Here is a 22309-nt window from a genome sequence, read left to right on the forward strand (position 1 = left end):
CAAGTGGCGCTTAGCGCTGTTCCCCCAACCAGCTCAACACCCCTTCATAGATACCCGCAACCGCACCGGTAATACCGTTCATGCGCAGAAAGTCATGGGTCAACCCCGACTCTACGTGCAGGCTCACCGCTGTGCCGCTCGCCGCCAGCATCTGGGCGTAAGCCTGTCCTTCGTCATACAGCGGATCGTATTGGGCCAGGCTGATATAGGCCGGGGCCAATGCTGTCAGCCCCTGCGCCAGCAGTGGCGAGACCCGCCAGTCGAGGCGCTGTTGGGCATCCGGGCAATAGTGGTGGTAGAACCATTGCAGCGTGGCCGTTTCCAGCAGGTAATCCTCGGCATACTGGCGATGGGAATCACGCTGCCGCGAGGTATCGGTGACGGGGTAAAACAGCAACTGGGCCCAGGGTTTGAACGCCAGTTGCAGCGGCGCTTTCACTGCGGTGATCGCCAGGACGGTCGCCAGCGTTGCCCCCACACTGTCACCTGCCAGGGTAATCCGGTTGTTGTCCAGTTGCAGGTTGCCAGCCTGTTCGGCCAGCCAATTGGCGGCGTCAAGGCTGTCGTTGACAGCGGTCGGGAAGCTCGCCTGTGGCGCCAGACGGTAGGCGGGCGCGAACACCGCGTAGTCGCCGCTGGCCGCGAGCCTGCGGCAGATGGAGTCGTGGGAGTCCAGGCTGCCCACCACATAACCGCCGCCGTGGAAATACGCAATCACCGGCAATTGCGCGGTGCCCGGCGCCCGGTATAGGCGGGCGGGCAAGGCATGGCCATCGCGGGCGGTGAACGTCAGTTGGCTGACCACCACCGACCCTGGCGGGCTGGGGTCGAGAATGGCCGAAGTCTGTTCGAACTCCCGCCGTGCCTGTTCAACACTCAGTGCGTGCATGGGTTGGCTTTTACCGGTCAGGCGACCCATCTGTGCCAATTCCAGAAAACCTTCGAGATCAGGGTCCAGGGGCATTGCATGTTCCTTGTGAAATAGGCTGAAGCGCCGCCCCTGACCATCATGGGCGGCGACGGTTTCAACTGGCTACTGGTTGCAGCGCCAGGTGCTGCAACAGACCCTGAAGCAGGGTCGGGTGGTTGAGAATGTCGTAGTGGCCGGCGGCGATCTGTTCGTTGCTCCGGGCGCTGGCCATGTTCGATGCAGGCTGGCCGGCAATCGCCTTGGCCCACCAGCAATGGGCTTGCGCCCGGGTGGGCGGCAAGCCGTCCAGGCGCGTGGACAACGCCTTGAGTTTCATCGCTACCTGGAAGGTGTGAGCCAGCTCCTCGGTGCTGATTGCGGCGTACGCCGAACGGGCGGCAGCACCTGCCTGGACCTGCGCGATCAGCTGCTCCAGCGCCGCGCTGTCCGTCGTCGCCCCGACCTCAAAGGTTGGCAACTCCTCGGCCGAGAGGCCGAACAGTACCGCGAGGAACCCGCGCAGGTCCTCGCTCCAGTCGTCACTCAAGACGTCCTCGCCAGTGGGTACAAAACTGTCCACCAGGCCGAGAAACTCCACGCGTTGGCCCTGGCTTTCCAGCTCCTGGGCCACCAGCACCGCAAGGGTGCCACCCAGCGACCAGCCCATCAGGTGGTAAGGGCCGCTGGCTTGCTGCTGGCGGATGTACTGGCTGTAATCGATGGCCATGGACGCCAGCGAATCATCGTTCCACTGACGGTCCAGCAGCATGCGACATTGCAGGCCGTAGACGCTGCGCTGTCCATCCAGGCGACGGGCCAGGGGCTCGTAGTCGAACACAGTGCCAAACCCGGCATGCAGGCAGAACAGCGGCGCGCTGAGCGTTGTTTCACTGTTGAGCAGCAGCAGCGGATTGAGGCTCGCATCGTCTTCGGCAAACCCGGACAACTCAGCGATGGTGGGCTTGCCGATCATGTCCCGCAGTTTCAGCTCGATGCCGATATCCGGTTGGCTGCGCACCTTCGACAGCACCTTGAGAATGCGCAGCGAGTCGCCGCCCAATTCGAAGAAGTTGTCGGTGACGCCCACGCTCTCCAGTTCCAGCACCTCCTGCCAGATCGCCGCCAGTTGTGCCTCCAACGAATTGCGCGGTGCAACGAAGGCGCGGCCCTTGAAATCCGGGTCGGGCAGGGCCAGGCGGTCCAGCTTGCCGTTGGGGTTGAGTGGGAAAGCTGGGAGCGCGAGGATTTGCGCCGGCACCATGTAGTCGGGCAATTCCACCTGCAAAGCCGCTCGCAGGCGTTCGCCCAGCCCGGCCGAAGCGTCGGCGACCACGTAACCGATCAGTTGCTTGCCGCCGGCGGTATCACGGGCGACTACCACGGCGTCTTGCACATCCGGGATCTCGCGCAGGCGTGACTCAATTTCTCCCAGCTCGATCCGGAAACCACGGATTTTCACCTGGTTGTCCAGGCGGCCAAGGTAGTCGATCACGCCGTCGGGGCGCTGGCGCACCAGATCCCCGGTGCGATACAGGCGTGTGCCGTCGGCAGCGAACGGGTCAACCACAAACCGTTCGGCGCTCAGGCCGGGCCGCTGGTGATACCCACGGGCAACGCCTTCGCCGCCGATGTACAACTCGCCCGCCACACCATCGGGCAGGGGGTTGAGGTGTTCGTCCAGCACATACAGGGTACGTTCACCGATGCGGGTGCCGATCGGCGCGTACACCGCGTCGCAGCGTTCATCGACACTCACTTTCCACAGCAGCGGGGTCACCACGGTTTCGGTGGGGCCGTACCCGTTGGTCAGGTACTGCGGCTTGAGCACGCGCTTGACCAACTCGAAGTTGGCCTCTGCCACCGCGTCGCCGCCGAAGCAGTAAATGCGCACGGGCGGTGGTGCATCGGTTTGGCTGTCGCCGTACTCGGCCAGCTGTTGCAGATACGCCGGAGGGAAGCACGCGATGCTGATGCTGTGCGCGTGCAGCGCCTGCCAGGTTTCTTCCGGTGTCCACAGCTGGTTACCCCTGACGACCAGGCATCCGCCGCTTTGCAGCGTCGATAGCCAACGCTCTTGGGCACCGTCGAAGGCGAATGACATGAACAGCAATTCACGGGTGCTGCTGTCCATCTCGTAACGCTCGGCGATGGCCTGGCAATGCATGCGGATTTGCCCGTGGGCCACGGCCACCCCCTTGGGCTTGCCGGTGGAGCCCGAGGTGTAAATCAGATAGGCCAGGTTATGGTCGTGCACCTGGGTTGCCGGGCACGTCGCCGGCCAGTCCGACAGCGGCAGGCGATCCAGCTCGATAAGGGTCGCCTCGCCCAGGCCGTCGAAGCGCGACCGCAGCGAGTGCTGGCTGATCAGTACGCTCATGGCAGAGTCTTCGACGATCCACTGCACGCGGTCCTGTGGGTAGTCGATGTCCAGCGGCACGTAGGCGGCGCCGGTTTTCATGACGCCATAGAACGCGACAATGACGTCCACCGAACGCTCCAGAGCGACGCCGACGAACATCTCCGGGCCGATGCCCTGGGCCATGAGGCAGTGGGCCAGGCGGTTGGCCCGCGCATCCAGTTCGCCGTAGCTCAACGCGATACCGTCGCACACGACCGCCACTGCGTCTGGCCGTTCCAGTGCGTGTTGCCGGATCACCTGTGCCAGGTGCGCGCGTGGCGCCTTGGCTGGGTTCAGGTGGTTGCGTTGCAGCAACAATTGCTGTTCGGGGCCTGCCAGCATGTTGAGGCTGCCGACGTTGGCCTGGACGTTGTTCAGCAGTTCCAGCAGCAGGGTTTCAAAGCTGCGCAGGATTTGTGCGGTGGCGGCCTCGGTAAAGCGGTTGCGCAGGTACAGGAACTCGATCTTCAGGGTGTCGCCGAGGTTGATCGCCAGGTCCATGGCAAAGTTGGTCACATCGCGGCTGCTGACGTCGCCGAAGCTCAGGTGTTCCTGCCCGGCTTCCTGCAGACGCTCGTCCACCGGATAGTTTTCAAACACCAGAATGCTGTCAAACAGCGGCTGGCCACCTTGGCCCGACCAGCGTTGTACATCTGCCAGGGACGCATGCTCGTGGTCGCGCACTTCCAGGTTATAGGCCTGCAACGCTTGCAGCCATTGGGCGACGGGCATATGCGGTTGCGGGGTCTGGATAATGGGCAACGTGTTGATAAACAGCCCGAGCATGTCCTCTGAGCCTGGCAGGCTGGCCGGACGACCCGCGACCGTCGCGCCGAAGCACACGGTGTCCTGGCCGGTATAGCGCTGCAACAGCAGTAACCAAGTGGCCTGGATCAGCGTGTTCGGCGTGATGCGCAGGCGTTGGGCCTGCTCACGCAAGTGTGCGGTTTGCCGCGTATCCCAATTCAGATACAGCGCCGCGTGGCCTTCCAACTCCATGGCCGGCTTGGGCGACAGGCTGTTGGCGAGGGACGAGGTGCCGTTCAAGTCCTGGAGCTTGGTTTTCCAGAACTGCTCCAGTACCGCTTGGGATTGATCTTGCAGCCAGCGGATGTAATCGCGGTAATGCCCGCGTTTGGGCGGTGCGGCCTGGCCGTTGTAGATCGCGAAGACTTCACCCAACAGCCGCGAGTTGGACCAGCCGTCCATGAGGATGTGGTGGCTGGTCCAGATCAGGTAGTGCGTCTGCGCGTCGAGCTGTACCAGGGTCAGGCGTGTGAGCGGTGCATGCAGAAGTTCGAAGCCACGGGCGCAATCCTGGCTCGCGAGTACTTCCAGGTCCTGGGCGCTGACGTCCCGTTGCTGCCAGTCGAGGACGTCGACTGGCATCTTCGCCGCGCGGTAGACCACTTGCAGCGGTTCGGTCAGTTGGTTGTCGGCCCAGAACCCGGTACGCAGGATTTCATGGCGCTCAATCACGGCGTTCCAGGCGGCGGTGAACCGCGCAACGTCCAGCCCGGTGACCGAGACGGCCATCTGGTTCACGTACAGTGCGCTTTCCGGTGCTTCCAGGGTGTGGAACAGCATGCCCTGTTGCATCGCCGACAACGGGTAGAGGTCTTCGAGCTGTGGCAACGGCACCGGCAGGCGGTCCAGTTGCGCCTGGCTGATACGCGCCAGCGCAAAGTCGGACGGCGTGACCCCCATGTTGGCGGTGTCGCAGCAGTGCTCGATCAGGGCCAGCAACTCGCGCTTGAGGTCATCGGCCAGGTGCGCAATGGTCGCCTCGTCGAACATCTCACGGCTGAATTGCCAGCCCAGGGTCAGTTCATCGCCGTATACCTGGCCATTGAGGCTCAGCCAGTTGCCCAGTGGCGCATCCGGCGCCTGCTCACGGCCGCTGCCTTCGGCGGCGGGGGCCAGCAACGAGCCCTGTTTGGCATCGAAGCTGCCATCGAACTGGCCCAGGTAGTTGAAGGTGATGCGTGGCGCCGGCAAGGCGCCGAGGCTGGCCCGTGCCTGCGGCGTGCCGAGGTAGCGCAGGGCGCCATAGCCCAAGCCCTTGTCGGGGATTGCCCGCAACTGTTCCTTGATCTGCTTGATGGAGTCGCCAAGGGTGCCGGCCGGTACCAGCTTGACCGGGAACAGGCTGGTGAACCAACCCACCGTGCGAGTCAGGTCGATGTCATCGAACAGGTCTTCGCGGCCATGGCCTTCCAGCTCCACCAGGCAATGCGCGGCGCCGGTCCAGCGGCTGATGACACGCGCCAGGGCCGTCAGCAGCAGGTCGTTGATCTGCGTGCGATAGGCCTTGGGTGCCTGTTGCAGCAACTGTCTGGTCTGCCGGGCGTCGAGGTGGGTATGCAGGGTGTGGCTGTAGCGATTGTCCAGGCTGCCATGGGGGCGTTCGCAGGGCAGATCGGGCGTGTCGGTATCGAGTTGCGCCAGCCAGTAGTGCAATTCGTTCTGGGCGGTCGGGTGTTGCGCACGGTGTTGCAGGCGCTCGGCCCAGGCCTTGACCGAACTGGTGCGGGCCGGCAATTGCACCGATTGTTGGTTGCTGACCTGTTGATAGGCGTTTTGCAGGTCTTCAAAGAGAATCCGCCAGGACACGCCATCCACTGCCAGGTGGTGAATCACCAACAGCAGGCGCTGGCTGCCGTCGGCCACGTGGATCAATACGGCGCGGATCAGCGGGCCGTGTTGCAGGTCGAGGCTGGCCTGGGCTTGATCGCACAGGTCCGGCAGTTGCTCGACGCTGGCGTCTACCTGTTGCAACTGCCAGTCGGCCATTGGCCGGTACTGGGCGCTCCAGTCGCCAGCGTGTTGCTCAAAGCTCAAACGCAGGGCGTCGTGGTGCTCAATCACTGCGAGCAACGCCTGTTGCAGTGCCTCGGCCACCAGCGGCTGGGCAGGTTGGAGCAGTACCGACTGGTTCCAGTGATGGCGCTCTGGGATCGCCGTTTCAAAAAATGCCTGGTGAATCGGCAGCAACGTGAGCGGGCCCGTGGCTGGGCCCTGGTCGATCACGTGGGCACTTGCGCCCATACGGGCCACGCTGGCCAGGCCTTGCACGGTCTGGTGCTGGAATAGTTCCTTGGGTGTAAAGCCGATGCCCTGCTGGCGGGCGCGGCTGACCACCTGGATGGAAATGATGGAATCACCGCCCAGTTCGAAGAAATTGTCGTTCAGGCCAACGCGTTCCAGTTTCAGCACGTCTTGCCAGATCGCGGCGATCTGCTGTTCCAGCGGGCTGTGTGGCGCCACGTAGGTTTTTTGCAGCAGGTTCGCATCGGGTTTCGGCAGGGCCTTGCGGTCCAGTTTGCCGTTGGGGCTCAGGGGCAGTTGATCGAGGAAGATCAACTGGGCAGGCACCATGTAGTCGGGCAGGTGTTCGCCCAGGCGTTGCTTGATGTGGCTGCGCAGTTCATCTGCGTCACTGGCTTCGGTGGGCACGGCGTAGGCGACTAACTGGCCGTCGGCCGCAATCACCACGGCTTCGCGTACGCAGTCCAGTTCCATCAGGCGGGTTTCGATTTCCCCCAGCTCAATGCGCAGGCCACGGATTTTTACCTGGTGGTCGATACGGCCCCGGTATTCAATCACGCCGTCTGGACGGTAGCTGGCCAGGTCGCCGGTGCGATACAAGCGTTGGCCGTCACCGAACGGGCTGGTCATGAAGCGCTCGGCGGTAAGGGCAGGGCGGCGGTGGTAACCCCGGGCCAGGCCTTCGCCGCCCAGGTACAGCTCGCCGATGACACCGGCCGGCACCGGTTGCAGCTCGGCATCAAGGATGTAGGTGGTGAGGTTGGCGATCGGCTGGCCAATCGGCACGCTGGCCTTGCCTTCTTCGCGGCAGGTCCAGTGGGTCACGTCGATGGCGGCTTCGGTAGGGCCGTAGAGGTTGAACAGCCCGGCGTTCGGCAACTTGGCGAACACCTGTTGCTGGGCATCCACGGGCAAGGCTTCGCCGCTGCACACGATGCGTGTCAGGTGGGTGCACTGGGCCACGTTCTCGTCCAGCAGGAACACCTGCAGCATCGACGGCACGAAGTGCAGGGTCGTGACCTGGTAACGCTGAATCAGGCTGACCAGGATCGCCGGATCGCGATGGTCGCCAGGCCCGGCAACGGCCAAACGGGCGCCGGTCATCAGCGGCCAGAAGAACTCCCACACCGACACGTCGAAGCTGAACGGGGTCTTTTGCAGCACAGTGTCGTCGGCGGTCAAGGCATAGGCCTGCTGCATCCAGCACAGCCGGTTGGTCAGGGCCGCATGCCGGTTGCCGGCGCCTTTGGGCTTGCCGGTGGAACCTGAGGTGTAGATGACGTAGGCGAGGTTTTCGCCGTCAACGGCGACTTGCGGGTTGGTGTCGGCATAGCCGCTGACGTCCAGTTGATCGAGGGCCAGCACCGGCAGTGCGGCCGGGATCGGCAACTGCGTGAGCAGGTGTTGCTGGGTCAGCAGCAGGCCAATACCGCTGTCTTCGATCATGTAGCTCAGGCGGTCTTGCGGGTATTCCGGGTCCAGCGGCACATAGGCGCCGCCGGCCTTGAGCACGGCGAGCAGGCCGATGACCATCTCCAGGCTGCGCTCGGTGGCAATGCCCACCAGTGCATCCGGGCCGACGCCCAGGGCCATCAGCTTGTGCGCGAGTTGGTTGGCGCGCTGGTTGAGCTGGCGATAGCTCAGTTGATGGTCGCCGAACACCAATGCCGGGGCATCGGGCGTGGCGGCCACTTGGGCTTCGATCAATTGCTGGACGCTTTGGTCGAGCGGGTAGTGGGTGGTGGTGGCGTTCCACGCGCTGACGATCTGCTGTTGCTCGGCGTGGTCCAGCATCGCCAGGTCGGCCAGCCGCTGTTGCGGGCCGGCAATGAGGCTTTGCAGCAAGTGCAGCCAGTGCCGTCCCAGGCGTTCAATCGTCGCCGCGCCAAACAATGCGGTGCTGTACTCGATGCTCGCGGTGATGTGCTGTGGCGCGTAGTCCACGTCCATCGACAGGTCGAACTTGGCCTCATGTTGCGCCACCGGCAGGAACGCCAGGCTCAACTCACCCAGCGTCAGCGCGCCGGTTTGTTCCTGGCTCACACGCCAGTTGAACAGGGTCTGGAACAGCGGATTGGCCTGTGTGCTGCGTTGCAGTTGCAGGTGCTCAATGATCAGTTCAATCGGGTAGTCGGCATGTTCCATGGCCGCCCGCGATTGCTGGCGCAACGCTTGGAGAAACGCGCCTGTGGTCAGGTCGTCGGTGAGTTGCGTGCGGTAGATCTGGCTGCTGACGAAGAACCCCACCAGGTCCTGGGTCTCGCTCTGATTGCGGCCTGCATTTGGCACGCCGACAGTGAAGTCCTGCTGGCCGCTGTAGCGGCTGAGCAGCAGTTGCCAAGTGCCCAGCAGCACGATAAACGGCGTCACCTCCTGTTGCTGGCAGAAGCCTTGCAACTGTTGGCTCAGGGCTGAGGGCACTGACAGCTGGAGATTGCCGGCGCGGTGCTGTTGTCCCGCATTGCGGGGGAACTCGGTAGGCAGGTCCAGCGTGGGAATCTCGCGTCCCAGGTAATCCGTCCAATACTCGGCGGCGCGCTGTTGTTCAGGCGTGTTCGGGTACTCCTCGCGCTGCCAGCGGGCGTAGTCGGCGTACTGGATGGCAGGTCGCGCCAACGGCGTCGTGTCGCCCTGGCAGGCGCGTTGGTAAGCCTGGATCAGGTCGTGCATCAGGATCGGGTTGGACCAGGCGTCCGAGGCGATGTGGTGCATGTTCAACAGCAGGATGTGGTCATCGCGCTCAAGTTTGATCAGGGTGGCGCGAATCAGCGGCGCACGCGCCAGGTCAAACGGCGCACCGGCCTCGGCGGCCAGGCGCTCAGTGACGGCGGCGGTACGGGCGTGTGGTGCCAGGCCGGACAGGTCCTCTTCGCGCAAGTGGATGCGGGCTTGCGGGTCGAGCACTTGCCGGGGTTCATCATCAACGGTGTGGAATGCGGTTTTCAGCACGTCGTGCCGGTCGATGACCTGTTGCAAGGCTGCGCCGAGCGCCGGTGTATCCAACGGGCCGCGCAGGTGCAGTGCGTTGGGCAGGTTGTAGGCGCTGCTGTCGGGCGAGAGCTGTTGCAGGAACCACAGGCGTTGTTGGGCGAAGGACAGGGGAGTGGGGCCGCGATGGGGGGAAGCCTTGATGGAATTCTCTGAACCGACGTCGTCGGCCATCAACAAAGCCAGCAAGTCGTCGTCGGGGAGTTGATTCAGTGGGTTCATGTTTGGTCTCGTCGCCATCGGCTGCGTAAATATGCGTTGTCAGAAAGACGAAGCGTGGCCGACGAGATTTAGGTGTGACGTGGGACTTGGCGGGCAAGCGGCGAGCGGCAGGGCGCTCGCCGGAGGGTGAGGTCAGGCGAAAGCTTTTTCGGTGATGACGCGCCCGGCTTCCATGCGCACCAATTGGTCGGCGATATCGAAATAACGATCATCGTGGGAGATCACGATGATGGTCTTGCCCAGGCGCTTGAGGTCCGGCAGCAGCTCTGTGTAGAACACGCGGCGGAAGGTCGGGTCCTGGTCGGCGGCCCATTCGTCGAAGACCAGCACTGGACGCTCGTCGAGCCAGGCGTTGATCAGCGCCAGGCGCTTGCGCTGCCCGGTGGAGAGGTCGGTGGTGGTGAACGCCCCATCGCGAATGCTGACCTTGTGCGCGATTTCCATGCGCTCCAGGTACTGGTTTGCGTCGTCCGGCAGGGCCTTGTCGCTTTGCACCAGTTCGTCGAACAGGTAGTAGTCGGCAAAAATGGTGGTGAACATCTGCCGGTAATCGTCCAGGCCGTGGGCATCCACCGTTGTGCCGTTGAGGCGGATCTCACCTTGCTGCGGGGTATACAGGCCCAGCAGCAACTTGATCAGGGTGGTCTTGCCGCAGCCGTTTTCACCGACGATAAACAGGATTTCCCCAGGCTCGATGGTCAGGTTCACCGGGCCCAGCTTGAAAGGCGCGCTGCCTTCCACGGGCGGGAACGCGTACTGCACGTCGCGCAACTCCAGATGCTTCATGGGTGGCATGCGGCTCTCATCGGCGTCGAGCAGCAAGTGCGGTTCCGGCGACGAGAAGCGTTCGGACAGGTCGGCAATGCGGCGGAAGGCGATCTGTGCGCGGCTGATAATCGGCAGGTTGGCGATCAGGTTCTCCAGCGGGCCTTTCATGTAGAGCAGTACCAGGACAAAGCCGCTCATCATCGCCGGGTTGTTGCTGGGCCAGAACGATTGCAGGGTCAGCGCCAGGCCGATGACCACGAAGAACAGCATCGAACCCAGGCTTTTGGCGATCACGAAAATATTGATCGAGCGCACGTGGGTGTCGCAGATGTGGTCGGCGGTGGCCTGGATGTTGCGGGTCAGCATGGCGTGGCGGCGCTTGCGGTGGATCCGCAGTTCCTTGGCGCCCTCGGCGATGGCTGAGTAGTGTTTTTGCAGGTTGTCTTCCGCTTCCCGCGCCGCGTAGAAGCCTTTGATGCCTTTGCTTTGCGCGATGAACTGGATGGCTGAGCCGATGCCGATGGCCAGCAGGGTCATGATGAAGATCGGCAGCGAGAGGCTCGCCAGGTAGCCCAGGCAGCCGAGGATAACGGTGATGGAAATGGCCAGCGGGGCAAAGGCGAAGGCGAAGTCGCTGATGGTGTCGACGTCGTGGGTCAGTACCGGAATAAGGCGATGGCTGCGGTAGCGTTCGATCTGTTCGATCGGTGCTGACAGTACCTTGGCGCCGAGGTCCTTGCGCAGCCTGGCAATGACTTTTTGCCCGACGAAGTTGCTGCCGATGTCGGCGGCAATGCTGCTGAGCAGGGCGAGCAGGCACAGGCCGGCGAAGGCCAGGACCACGGCGGTGGTGAGGCCGGACTCGCTGTGCAGGCCCTGGTTGACCGTGGCAAGCAGGGCCGTGACGCTCACGCCTCCGAGGATGCCGAACAGAATCGACAGGATGACGGTGTAGCGATACGGCTTGAGCAGGCTCAAGAGTTCACTGAGGGCGCTACGCGGTTTTGCAGTCATGAAACTACCTCGGTCGCGACGTGGCTACGTGCTAAGGGCGAGTGGAGGCCCGGCGATCCATTTGATCGCTCGCGGGCTTTTGTAGGAGACGTTTCGACTGCGGCGCGATTTAGCCTTATTGCGTTGGGCGCGGGGCCTAAATTTGTCCTGCCGTCCCACGTTATAGCTTGATGCGGCCGCGTTCTTCGGTCGGCACCCGTAGGCCGGTACGCCGTTCCTCTCCCGTGGACGCTTTCATTTCGATGAGCTGACGCGCCCGAGCATTAATAGTCCTCGCGGTTGTTGGTCGAGTGCGTTTGGAGGCGCGGTGAAAAATAAGCAGGTAAATGAGTCTGGTTTTCATTACCTGAACCGTCTTATTAACCAGAGGCGCTCAAAGACGCCACTATTTCTGCCAATCACACGCCTCACTGTTCAAGGATTGCTGTCGATGCCTTATTTCCTTTGGTTGTCTACGCCCAAGCATTACGCGCTGAAGAAATTGCCGCAGACCGTGCGTCTGATGATGCTGGGTGCCGCGCTGGCTGTGCCAGCTGCTGCCACATTGATGCCGAGCGCTGCATTTGCCCAGAGTGAAGCGGGCAAGGTTGCCTTCGCGATCCCGGCCGGTAAATTGTCGGATGCGCTGATGGCATTCGGCTCGGCTGCCGGCGTATCGATTTCCTATGATCCGGCGCTCGCCAGCCAACGCTCCACCCCAGGGCTGAGAGGGCAGTTCGGCGTGGATGAAGGCCTGTCTCGACTGTTGTCGGGCAGTGGCTTGCAGGCCAGTCGCGAAGCGAACGGCAACTACATCGTGATGACGCCCACCAGCGGTTCTGCGCTGAACCTTGGGGCAACCACCATCAGTGCCGAGGGGCTTGGGGCGACGACCGAAAATACCGGTTCGTACACTACAGGGGCCACCAGCACGGCAACCAAGCTCCCTTTGTCGTTGCGTGAAACGCCTCAGTCGGTCAGCGTGATTACCCGCCAGTTGATGGATGATCAGCATCTTTCGACGCTCAACGAAGTCCTGGCCTTCACGCCGGGCATCAGCATCAACCATCGCGACAGCGAGCGTTATTCTTTCTATTCCCGTGGCTTCTCAATCCAGAACTTCCAGTACGACGGCATTCCGTCGCAAGTGGCCAACGAGTCCCAGCAGTACACCGGCCCACTGTCTGACATGGCGATTTATGACCGCGTTGAAGTGGTGCGCGGCGCGACCGGCCTGATGAGCGGTGCAGGCACTCCGTCTGCCACCATCAACCTGGTGCGCAAGCGTCCGACCAAAGACTTCCAAGGCTACGTTTCCGGTGAAGCGGGTGCGTGGGACCGTTACCGCTCCGAGGTGGACGTGTCCGGCCCGTTGACGGAAACCGGCAACGTACGCGGGCGGTTTGTCGCGGCCTATCAGAAGCAGAACTCGTTCATTGATTGGTACAAGCAAGAAAAACGCGTGATGTACGGGGCGTTGGACATCGACTTGAGCGACGACACCACGTTACGCACCAGCCTCGATTACCAGAACAACAACGCTGATGGCACGACATACGGGCATATCCCGTTGTTCTACAACACGGGTAAGCAGACTAACTTCTCTCGTTCGTTCAACCCTGCCAGCCGTTGGGCATTCCAGGACAACACCAGTTACAACTTCAGCACCATGCTGGATCACAAGCTGGGTAATGACTGGAGTTGGAAAACCGCCTACAGCCACCAATACAGTTATCGCAAAGGGGAAGGTGCTTCTGCCAGTAATGGCGCGCCCGACCCAGTGACAGGCGTCGGCGCGAATGCCTACATCAGCCGCCTGGATAGCTATCAGACGCAAGATACCCTGGATACCTTTGCCACCGGCCCGTTCACTTTGGGCGGGCGTGAGCATGAGTTGGTGGTCGGTGCCAGCACCTCGCGCACGCACCTGAACTTCCCTGACTACGTCAGCACCGGAGCCGATGGGGACTTCGCAGCGGTGGATAATATTTTCGCCTGGGATGGTCGCCAATTCGCCAGGCCGAAGTTCGCAGAAAATGGTGGAACGGTTACGACCCTGCAGCAATCCGGGATTTACAGTGCGGTACGTCTAAAGCCATTCGATCCATTGACCGTGATTCTTGGCACCCGTGTTAGCTGGTGGGATCAGGAAGATCGCGTAACGAGCATTTCGAATCAGACCAAAGCCACTGACAAAACTCGAAAAACCGGAGTTGTCACTCCCTATGCAGGGATTGTCTACGAGCTGAATGACACGTACTCGGCATATGCCAGCTATACCAACATCTTCTTGCCGCAGACGTTCTATAAGACGGTTGATAACAAGTCTCTTGAGCCGTTGCAGGGCGATAACTATGAGATTGGTCTCAAGGGTGAGTTCTTCAACGGTGCGTTGAACGCCAGCATTGCGGTGTTTGACGTAGAACAGAAGAACAGCCCTGAGGAAGTCGCCAATCCGAACTCCAACAAGGCGGCCTATAAAGCGATCAGCGGTACCAGTACGCGCGGTGTTGAGACCGAGATCTCGGGCGAGTTGACCACTGGTTGGAACGTATTTGGTGGCTACACCTATCGTGAGTCGCACGACAAGAACGGTGAGCGTGTCCAGACCAACCAGCCTTCCAATCTCCTCAAACTCGGCACTACCTACCGCTTGCAGGGTGACCTGGAGCGTTTGACCATCGGCGGCAATGTGACCTGGCAGAGCAAGATGTACGCCGAGGGGCAAATTCCACAATATACCGGCCCTACCTACAAGGCGACGCAGGATCCGTTTGCAGTGGTGGGCCTGTTGGCGAACTACAAAGTGGATGAGCACTTGACCGTTGGTCTGAATGTAAACAACCTGTTCGATAAGAAATATTACGACGGTATTGGCACATTCGCGTCGGGCTCTTACGGCGAACCGCGCAACGCAATGATCAACGCCAAGTACGCCTTCTGATTCACTGACCCACCGGAAGCGGGCGCTCGCGCCAGCTTCCTCCAGACATAAAAAAACCGCCTGGCACATGCCAGGCGGTTTTTTTTATGCCGGTTTCAGCGTGCGTTATCAGAGATCACGCACCACCCTGAAACCGATCCAGTCCCCCCGCGTCTGCGGGTAGATGGTGTTGCGGTTGCCCGAGCGCGAAAACACGGGTGCTTCGCCCCAGTCATTGCCGCGAATCTGATAGGACTCGCAGTTCGGCTCCACCCAGGCGCTACCGTCAGTCGGGGCACCGATGTAGTTGGTGTGTTCGCAGTCCGCGACGCGCTCGTAGACGTTGCCGTGCATGTCGTACATGCCGAACGCGTTCGGCGGGTAGCTGCCCACGGGCGAGGAGTAACTGTAGCCGTCTGCCGGTCCATAGGTGTTGGCGTGCTGGGCGATGCTGTAGCCCTTGCCTTCATCGAAGGGGAACGGGAACGGCCCGGTGGAGCCGGCGCGGGCAGCGTATTCACGTTGGGCTTCGCTGACCATGTGGTACTTCTGGCCGGTCTTTTTCGACAGCCAGGCGACGTAGGCTTTGATGTCGTCCATGTCCATGCACACTGCCGGCTGGCGCGGGCCTTGCAGGTAACGCGGCTTGCTGGCGATGCATTCGCGGCCGGGGCGCTCGTCGCCGTTGGCGATCTTCACACCGCTCTGGCGCACATAGCTGTCCCATTCACCGGCGGTGACATGGAAGCGGCTCATGGCGAACGGTTTGGCGAAGGTCACGTCATGCATCGGGCCTTCATCCGGCTCGCGGCCGACTTCATCTTCAGGCGTTCCCATGGTGAAGGTGCCGGCGGGCAGTACGACCATTTCCGGGCAGTCCTTGCAGTCCTTGAACACCTTGCCCGGTTGTGGCGCGGCGGCCTGGGCCAGGCCCGGCAGCATTGCGCTGCACAGGGCCATCAGCGCCAGGGCGCTCAAGGGTTGGGGTCGGAATGGAATCATGTGGGCATCTCGTTCAAAGGGAAAAGTAAGCGTCACACCCGCTGGCGCAGCAGGGTCATGAACCGCTGGATTTCGTCAGCGTTGTTAAGCAGGCCGGGCGAGGTGCGGATCACGGGGCCGACATCACGCTCCACTGCATCGATCACCACGCGGTGTTTCATCATATGGGCCACCACCGCGTCGCTGTCCTGGCCCTTGACCCGGAAGAAGGTGAAGCCAGCGGACAGCTCGGTGCTGCGCGGGGTGACCAGTTCGACTTGGGGTTGTGCCAGCAACTGGTCTTTCAATTCGGTATTCAGCGCATGGATGCGCGCCTGCACGTGCGCCTTGCCCAACTGCAAGTGCAGCTTGAAGGCCTCGTCCGCCGCCCAGCGATGCTCGAAGGCGTGGTAACCGCCCGGCGTCATGCTGGTGGCGAAATCCTTGTCCTCGGAGAAGGTCGGCACCATGGGTGTCACGTATTTGTTCTCGGGGTCGCGGGCGCACACCAGGCCTGTCCCGCGTGGGCCGAACATCCATTTATGGGTGCCGGCGATGAAGAAGTCGCAGTGCATGTCGGGAAAATCGAGGTTTTCCACGCCGAAGCCGTGCACGCCATCCACCACATAGAGGAGGCGGTCCTGCTCGTCGCGGTCGCGGTTGTGCTCCTCCACCCACTTGCCGATTTCGCCGATGGGCAGCTTCACGCCGCTGCCGGACTGCACCCAGGTCATCCCCAGCACGCGGGTGTTGGGGCGGATGGCGCGCTGGATATTGCCCAGCACTTCGTCGGCGGACACTTGGTTGGCATTGTCGAACAGCGTGATCCGACGGACCTGGGTGCCTTGCTTGAGGACGCGATAATCCAGCACGTTCTGGGTAGCGTAATGCTCGTGAACGGTGGTCAGGATTTCCTGGTCGGGCCGCACCTTGATCCCGCCATAAATCATCGCCAGCCCTTCGGAGGTGCTGCCAGTCAGAGCGATCTGCGGGGGTGTGGCCTTCAGGTAGTGACCGGCCCATTCGCGCACCTGGCCTTCGCGCTTCCAGGTTTCCTGCAGGTCCCAGTCCATGGCCAGCCCTGGGTTGCGGTCGATCTGCGCACGGTAGCGCTCGATGGCCTCGCGTACCGGCTTGGGGTGCGAGGCCACCAGGAAATTGGAGAAATGCAGGTAATCCGGGTCCTGGTTGAACAGTTGCTTGAATCCCGTCCATGGGTCTTGCGTGGGGGCTGCCTGTGCGTGAGGCAGGATGGCAGCGCCAAGCGGCAGGCTGGCGGCAAATACCCCGGCCTGCTTGAGAAACGTACGGCGGTCGGTCATGGACTGGCTTCCAGGTGGTTAGCGGTTGGCCAATGGCTTGGCGGATTTTTGTACCTGGTCCCACACCCGCAGGAAGTTGCCTCCCCACAGCTTGGCGATATCGGCTTCGGAGTAGCCGCGCTGGATCAGCTCGGCGGTGACGTTGCGGATTTCGCCCACGTTGTTCCAGCCGTCGATGCCGCCGCCGTCGTTGAAGTCCGAAGACAGGCCGACATGGTCGATACCGATCTTGCGCACGGTGTAGTCGATCGCGTTGCCGAGGTCCTTGAGGGTGGCCTTGGGTTCTTCTTCGAGGATGCCGTACAGCGCGCTGGCGTACTCGCCGAACCGCTGCTCGGGCCAAGCCGCGATGATGGGGTCGCCGGGCATCAGTGCCATGGCCAGGTTGGGCAGGGGCGGCAGGTCGAAGCGGGCGCGCAGGGCGTTGAGCTTGTCCTGGGTCGGCTGGCTCAGCGGGCGCAGGTAGGCGGAGAAGGCCACGATCTGCACCACGCCGCCGCTGTGCTTGATCAGCTGCAACTCCTTGTCGCTGAGGTTGCGCGGAATATCCACCGATGCTCGCGGTGCCGAGTGAGAAGCCACCATCGGCGTACGGCTCAGCTGTGCCACCTGCTCCAGGGCCTTGGTGGACATCTGCGACACATCAATGATCACACCCAGGTCGTTAAGGCGATGCACGGCTTGCTTGCCAATGTCCGACAGGCCGTCCAGGGCATCCGGGCTGTCATTGAAAAACGGCAGCGGGCGCGAGGAGTCCGACCAGGCGTTATTGCCCACATAACTGAAGCCGAACATGCGCATGCCGCGCGCGGCCCACAGGTCCAGTTGGTTCAGCTCGTTGCCCAGAGGGTAGGCGTTGAGCATGCTCATAAAGATCGCAAACTTGCCCTCGCCATGCAGGCGCCGGAAGTCATCCGGGGTGTAGGCAATGGCAACCTGGTTGGGGAAGTCGCGCACCATGGCGCTGATGATCTTGTAGCGCACTTCCTGTTCATGGCGTGCCGCTTCTACGAACCCTTCGGTGGGCTTGTGTGGTGCGTTGGGGCCGTTCCAGATCTCTGGCCAGCCGAAGATGGTCAACGCGGCGCCGGACAAGCGGCCACGACTGGCCTTGACCAGGTCGAATTGATCACTGCCGTCCTTGTCCGCTTCCTTGCCGGCGGTGCCGAAATCCACCGGCACGGTGATATGGCTGTCGAATGACAGCAGGCGGTCCTGCATTTCATTGGCCTGCTTGATCACCTCCAGCGGGTAGCCGGCATTGCCCCTGAACCAGTGATCCCAGGCCAGCAAGCCAGCGCCGACCGCCAGGGCCAGGGGCAGGCCGATGTACAGCGCCTTTTTCGAACGTGATTTTGTCATTGCCATCTCAGTCAGTTGAGGCCTTCGCTATCAGGGAGGAACGAGCAATGCGCGGGGAAATTTAGGCGGGCGAGGCGGCAGCGGTAAATTTCCCCTGTCAGCAAACGTTCTAGCTCTGATCAAGCCGTTTCCTAAGGTAAACAATGACCATCTCTCGACGTGGGTTCATCGCAGGCCTCGCGCTCACCGGCGCCGCTGTGCCGGCCGCCTTCTATGCCCATCGCGAGTGGACGCGTGAAGAATTCCCCATCACCCCCGGCGAAGCCACGGTGGATCTGGCTGACACTGCCGGCCAACACTTGGCCAATACCTTGCGCGGTGTCTGGAGCCTGCGCCTGGAAGGCCGCGACGCGGGCCTCAAGGGCCTGCCGCTGCAAGGTCTGGAGCTGCTGCTCGACATCGCACCCCGTGGCCGAGGCCTGCGCGGCTACCTGGACACTGCTGCGAACCTGCGTGCCGAAGGCGAACCACGTTATCGCGTATTGGGCGATTTGCTGACGGGCGAGGGCGCCTTGCTCTACTGGCGCCTGATCGACCGCGACGCGGCCGATGGCCGGCCCGCCTATGAATTCAAGATGACCCTCGATGAAGTCTGGGCCGACTTCGGCAACGCCGGCAGCGGCACCCTCAGCGGGCAGATCCTCGACCTTGATCGCCCCTTGGCGCTGACTGAGCGCGACAACCGTTTTATCGCCCACAAACAACTGTTTCCCGAAGCCCGCCAGCGCATTGGCCATAACCCGACGCTGCTCGCGTGGCTGATTGCCCCCGAACACCGCCTGTTCCACCAGTTGTGGCACGCTACGCGCGACCAATGGCACAAACTCTCCGAAGAAAAGCGCGACGCCCTGCGCGGCATCGGCTGGCAACCGGGGCCCCGTGGCCAGGAGCGCGATGCCCGTGGCAAACGCAAAGACCGCAACGGCTCGGGTATCGACTTCTTCTTCATGCACCGGCACATGCTCGGCACCGCCCGTGCCATGCAGGACTTGCCCTCGTGGCCCGCCTTCCCCGAGCCGCAACCGGCGCTGGAACGTGATCGCCTGGGCTTTGTGCGCTACTTCGACAACCACGATGGCTTCGCGCTGCCGCCCACCTGGTCAGCCCCGGACGACAGCGAATACACCCAGTGGGTCAGCGACATCAAGTCCGAAGAGACCTACCACAGCAACTTCCAGGTCTGGGAGTCCCAATACCGCGACCCACGTTACCTGGCCAAATTCACGCTTGGGCAGTTGGGCTCGCAAATGGAACTGGGCCTGCACGACTGGCTGCACATGCGCTGGGCCTCGGTGCCCCGCGACCCCTCCAACGGCGCGCCAGTACCCTTTGCCCGTGACCCAGCAGACTTTGCCGCACGCTGGTATGCCGCTGAAAACGACTTCCTTGGCGACCCTTTTTCCTCCCACGTAAACCCGGTGTTCTGGCACTTCCACGGCTGGATCGACGACCGCATCGAAGACTGGTTCCGCGCCCACGAGCGCTTCAATCCAGGCGAAGTCAGCCGGCTGGAGGTCAACGGCGTGGCTTGGTTCGCACCCGGCCGCTGGGTCGAAGTCGGCGATCCGTGGCTCGGCCCGGACACCCATGGCTGCAGCACCACACCGGGCTTGCAGATGGGCAAGTCGATGGAAATGGACCCGGAGACCATGAAGCTCGCGTTGAGGATTACATTTGGCGCTGATGACGATGCGCTCAAAGGCTTGTTCAAGCGGGTGCCGAAGCGGCCTTGGTATGCGCGGCATTTGAAGGTGAAGGCGCGGGAGGTGTGACTGCGCACGCGTAAATTTCAATTTTTACGATATTGACCAGCGGTGGCGGGCAGTACTCTGCACCTGCCGCCGCTTCCGCCTCGGTGTCTGCTTGACGGTACGGAAGTGTTTCCTCCTGATCGGGCGGTTTAGCTGTTCCTCCTTGATTGCCTCTTACGTTATAAACACAGCGCCTATAACGGTAAGAGAGTGTCCGCTTTTTGTTATTTTAATAAAACTTCCTACAGTGATTGCCTACAAATAGTTTGAAGCTCTGACGGATCTTTCTTGTGTTCGTAGTTAAATATTAAACGTTGATTGCGAGAGGGCCGATCTGGGCAATTTGTGGGAAGTTTCCGCAAAGCGCCTCGGAAAGCTCTTGCCCGTGATTTGGGGGTGGTAAATATAAAAGGCAATACTTCATTCTAAGTAGAAGGAGTTTGCCAGCGGCCGGGTAGTGCGTTGGCTTTTCCAGTAAGGAATCCATTTTCTCTCTATGGATTTCGGTCTTTATTTTTTTCAATGGCTAACTGCGCTGTTGAAAAGGCGACTTACGGATGGAGTTATGACTTTAAGCAGCTTTCAAAATGAAGTACCCAAAGCCAGGATCAATATCAAGCTTGACCTGCATACCGGTGGTGCGCAGAAGAAGATTGAACTGCCACTTAAACTGATGCTGATGGGTGACTACAGCAACGGCCAGGAGCAACGTCCGCTGTCAGAGCGAGGCAAGGTCAACATCAATAAAAACAACCTCGACAGCGTCTTGGCGGACTTCTCGCCCAGCCTGAAGCTCGCCGTTCCCGATACGTTGAGCGACGAGGCATCTGATACGTCTGTCGAACTGAACTTTCACTGTATGAAGGACTTTGAGCCCGAGCAAGTAGCGAGGCAGATTCCGCAACTACGGGCCTTGTTGGCTATGCGCAACCTGTTGCGCGATCTCAAATCGAATTTGCTGGATAACGTGACTTTTCGCCACGAGTTAGAGCGTATTCTCAAAGATGATGCGCTCAGTGATGAACTAAGGACGGAGCTGGCTGCCTTGGCGCCTGTGGAAGATCGTTGATTTAATTCATGCTTTTTAAAGGGAAGTGCCGTTATGACTGTAGAAGGTTCCAGCGAACAATCGCGCAGCGCTACTGTGTTAACTGAAGCGTGCGGTGGTATTTACGGTGCGCTGTTTAGCAAGATCAATCTAAACCCGATAGTAACGATGGGTGGTATAGAAGCGTTTCAAAACGCCGACGCGCTGTCTGAGGTATCAGCCGATGAGCGGGTGACCGCAGCGGTCAGCGTGTTTTTAAAGTTGCTTAAACAATCACCGCAGAAAGTAGAGCGTCTGGATAGAGTCCTGCTGGACGAACACATCGCCTCCCTGGACATGCAGATCAGCCGTCAACTCGACGCAGTCATGCATCATCCGGATTTCCAACGTGTCGAGTCGACTTGGCGTGGCGTGAAGTCGCTGATTGATCAGACGGATTTCCGTCAGAACGTGCGCATCGAACTGTTGGATATCAGTAAGGATCACCTCGTGCAGGACTTCGAGGATGCGCCGGAAATCGCCCAGAGCGGCTTGTATCTGCACACCTATACCCAGGAGTACGACACTCCCGGCGGTGAGCCGATTGCAGCAGCTATCTCCAACTACGAGTTTGACCGAAGCCCTCAGGATATCGCCCTGCTGCGCAACATTTCGAAGGTGTCCGCCGCCGCGCACATGCCATTTGTGGGCGCGGTCGGCCCAGCCTTCTTCGGCAAAGAGTCCATGGAAGAAGTTGCCGCGATCAAGGACATCGGCAACTACTTTGACCGCGCTGAATACATCAAGTGGAAGGCGTTCCGCGACAGTGACGATGCACGTTACATCGGTCTGACCATGCCACGCGTCCTCGGGCGCTTGCCCTATGGCCCCGACACCATTCCAGTACGCAATTTCAACTACATCGAAAGCGTCAAGGGTCCGGATCACGGTAAATATCTGTGGACCAATGCCTCATTTGCCTTTGCGGCCAACATGGTCAAAAGCTTCATCACCAATGGCTGGTGCGTGCAGATTCGTGGGCCGCAATCGGGCGGCGCGGTGACGGAACTGCCGATCCATCTGTACGACCTGGGCACCGGTAATCAGGTCAAGATTCCTTCCGAAGTCATGATCCCGGAAACCCGTGAGTTCGAATTCGCGAACCTCGGCTTCATTCCGCTCTCGTACTACAAGAACCGCGACTACGCATGTTTCTTTTCGGCCAATTCCGCGCAGAAACCGGCGCTGTACGACACGGCCGACGCCACCGCCAACAGTCGAATCAACGCACGCTTGCCTTACATCTTTCTGCTCTCACGCATCGCCCATTACCTGAAGCTGATCCAGCGCGAAAACATCGGTACTACCAAGGACCGACGTCTGCTGGAGCTTGAGCTGAACAAATGGATTGGCGGGCTGGTGACCGAAATGACAGACCCCGGTGATGACCTGCAGGCCTCGCATCCACTGCGCGATGCCAAGGTGACGGTCGAAGACATTGATGACAATCCGGGCTTCTTCCGCGTCAAGTTGTACGCCGTGCCGCACTTCCAGGTCGAGGGCATGGACGTGAACCTGTCGCTGGTTTCGCAGATGCCCAAGGCCAAGGCCTGATT

At 61.1% G+C, this 22309-nt stretch carries 10 protein-coding genes; 4 read left to right on the forward strand and 6 right to left on the reverse strand.

Annotated features, from left to right (window positions below):
- Positions 1 to 10: 10 nt before the first annotated feature.
- The 3 genes from AOA60_RS09655 to AOA60_RS09665 form a co-directional block, all read right to left on the reverse strand.
- Positions 11 to 964 (reverse strand): alpha/beta hydrolase, encoded by a 954-nt coding sequence (locus AOA60_RS09655; RefSeq protein ID WP_099584230.1) that lies wholly within the window; start codon positions 962 to 964, stop codon positions 11 to 13.
- A gap of 61 nt (positions 965 to 1025) precedes the next feature.
- Positions 1026 to 9566, reverse strand: a complete 8541-nt coding sequence (locus tag AOA60_RS09660; RefSeq protein ID WP_099584231.1) for a non-ribosomal peptide synthetase — start codon at positions 9564 to 9566, stop codon at positions 1026 to 1028.
- Positions 9567 to 9698: 132 nt separating this feature from the next.
- On the reverse strand, positions 9699 to 11348 hold the full coding sequence (locus AOA60_RS09665) for a cyclic peptide export ABC transporter (RefSeq protein ID WP_099584232.1): 1650 nt from the start codon (positions 11346 to 11348) through the stop codon (positions 9699 to 9701).
- Between the two features lie 430 nt (positions 11349 to 11778).
- On the opposite strand from AOA60_RS09665, the gene AOA60_RS09670 reads away from it, so the two are divergent.
- On the forward strand, positions 11779 to 14271 hold the full coding sequence (locus AOA60_RS09670) for a TonB-dependent siderophore receptor (RefSeq protein ID WP_099584233.1): 2493 nt from the start codon (positions 11779 to 11781) through the stop codon (positions 14269 to 14271).
- Between the two features lie 108 nt (positions 14272 to 14379).
- Here AOA60_RS09670 and AOA60_RS09675 read toward each other — a convergent pair whose 3' ends face one another.
- Genes AOA60_RS09675 through pvdM form a run of 3 tightly spaced genes read right to left on the reverse strand, consistent with a single transcriptional unit; the run spans position 14380 to position 17915 of the window.
- The gene (locus tag AOA60_RS09675) at positions 14380 to 15252 is read right to left on the reverse strand and encodes a formylglycine-generating enzyme family protein (protein ID WP_099584234.1); all 873 of its coding nucleotides are present in this window, start codon (positions 15250 to 15252) and stop codon (positions 14380 to 14382) included.
- Positions 15253 to 15284: 32 nt separating this feature from the next.
- Complete coding sequence (locus AOA60_RS09680) at positions 15285 to 16553, reverse strand: aminotransferase class V-fold PLP-dependent enzyme (protein ID WP_099584235.1); 1269 nt, start codon at positions 16551 to 16553, stop codon at positions 15285 to 15287.
- A gap of 18 nt (positions 16554 to 16571) precedes the next feature.
- Complete coding sequence (gene pvdM / locus AOA60_RS09685) at positions 16572 to 17915, reverse strand: pyoverdine-tailoring dipeptidase-like protein PvdM (protein WP_099584236.1); 1344 nt, start codon at positions 17913 to 17915, stop codon at positions 16572 to 16574.
- Between the two features lie 143 nt (positions 17916 to 18058).
- Here pvdM and AOA60_RS09690 point away from each other — a divergent pair, with 143 nt between their 5' ends.
- The 3 genes from AOA60_RS09690 to tssC all read left to right on the forward strand — a co-directional run bounded on the left by AOA60_RS09690 (position 18059) and on the right by tssC (position 22307).
- Positions 18059 to 19687, forward strand: a complete 1629-nt coding sequence (locus tag AOA60_RS09690; RefSeq protein WP_099584237.1) for a PvdJ/PvdD/PvdP-like protein — start codon at positions 18059 to 18061, stop codon at positions 19685 to 19687.
- A gap of 544 nt (positions 19688 to 20231) precedes the next feature.
- Complete coding sequence (tssB, locus tag AOA60_RS09695; protein WP_099584246.1) at positions 20232 to 20735, forward strand: type VI secretion system contractile sheath small subunit; 504 nt, start codon at positions 20232 to 20234, stop codon at positions 20733 to 20735.
- A 33-nt stretch (positions 20736 to 20768) separates the two neighbouring features.
- Positions 20769 to 22307 (forward strand): type VI secretion system contractile sheath large subunit, encoded by a 1539-nt coding sequence (gene tssC, locus AOA60_RS09700; protein WP_099584238.1) that lies wholly within the window; start codon positions 20769 to 20771, stop codon positions 22305 to 22307.
- The last annotated feature ends 2 nt before the right edge of the window (positions 22308 to 22309 follow it).

Source organism: Pseudomonas sp. 2822-17 (genome assembly GCF_002742485.1).
In the GTDB taxonomy this organism is placed as follows: Bacteria; Pseudomonadota; Gammaproteobacteria; order Pseudomonadales; family Pseudomonadaceae; genus Aquipseudomonas; species Aquipseudomonas cyclaminis.

Coding starts and splice junctions, on each gene's coding strand:
- AOA60_RS09655 (WP_099584230.1), bottom strand. CDS start 964: ATGCCCCTGGACCCTGATCTCGAAGGTTTTCTGGAATTGGCACAGATG.
- AOA60_RS09660 (WP_099584231.1), bottom strand. CDS start 9,566: ATGAACCCACTGAATCAACTCCCCGACGACGACTTGCTGGCTTTGTTG.
- AOA60_RS09665 (WP_099584232.1), bottom strand. CDS start 11,348: ATGACTGCAAAACCGCGTAGCGCCCTCAGTGAACTCTTGAGCCTGCTC.
- AOA60_RS09670 (WP_099584233.1), top strand. CDS start 11,779: ATGCCTTATTTCCTTTGGTTGTCTACGCCCAAGCATTACGCGCTGAAG.
- AOA60_RS09675 (WP_099584234.1), bottom strand. CDS start 15,252: ATGATTCCATTCCGACCCCAACCCTTGAGCGCCCTGGCGCTGATGGCC.
- AOA60_RS09680 (WP_099584235.1), bottom strand. CDS start 16,553: ATGACCGACCGCCGTACGTTTCTCAAGCAGGCCGGGGTATTTGCCGCC.
- pvdM (WP_099584236.1), bottom strand. CDS start 17,915: ATGACAAAATCACGTTCGAAAAAGGCGCTGTACATCGGCCTGCCCCTG.
- AOA60_RS09690 (WP_099584237.1), top strand. CDS start 18,059: ATGACCATCTCTCGACGTGGGTTCATCGCAGGCCTCGCGCTCACCGGC.
- tssB (WP_099584246.1), top strand. CDS start 20,232: ATGACTTTAAGCAGCTTTCAAAATGAAGTACCCAAAGCCAGGATCAAT.
- tssC (WP_099584238.1), top strand. CDS start 20,769: ATGACTGTAGAAGGTTCCAGCGAACAATCGCGCAGCGCTACTGTGTTA.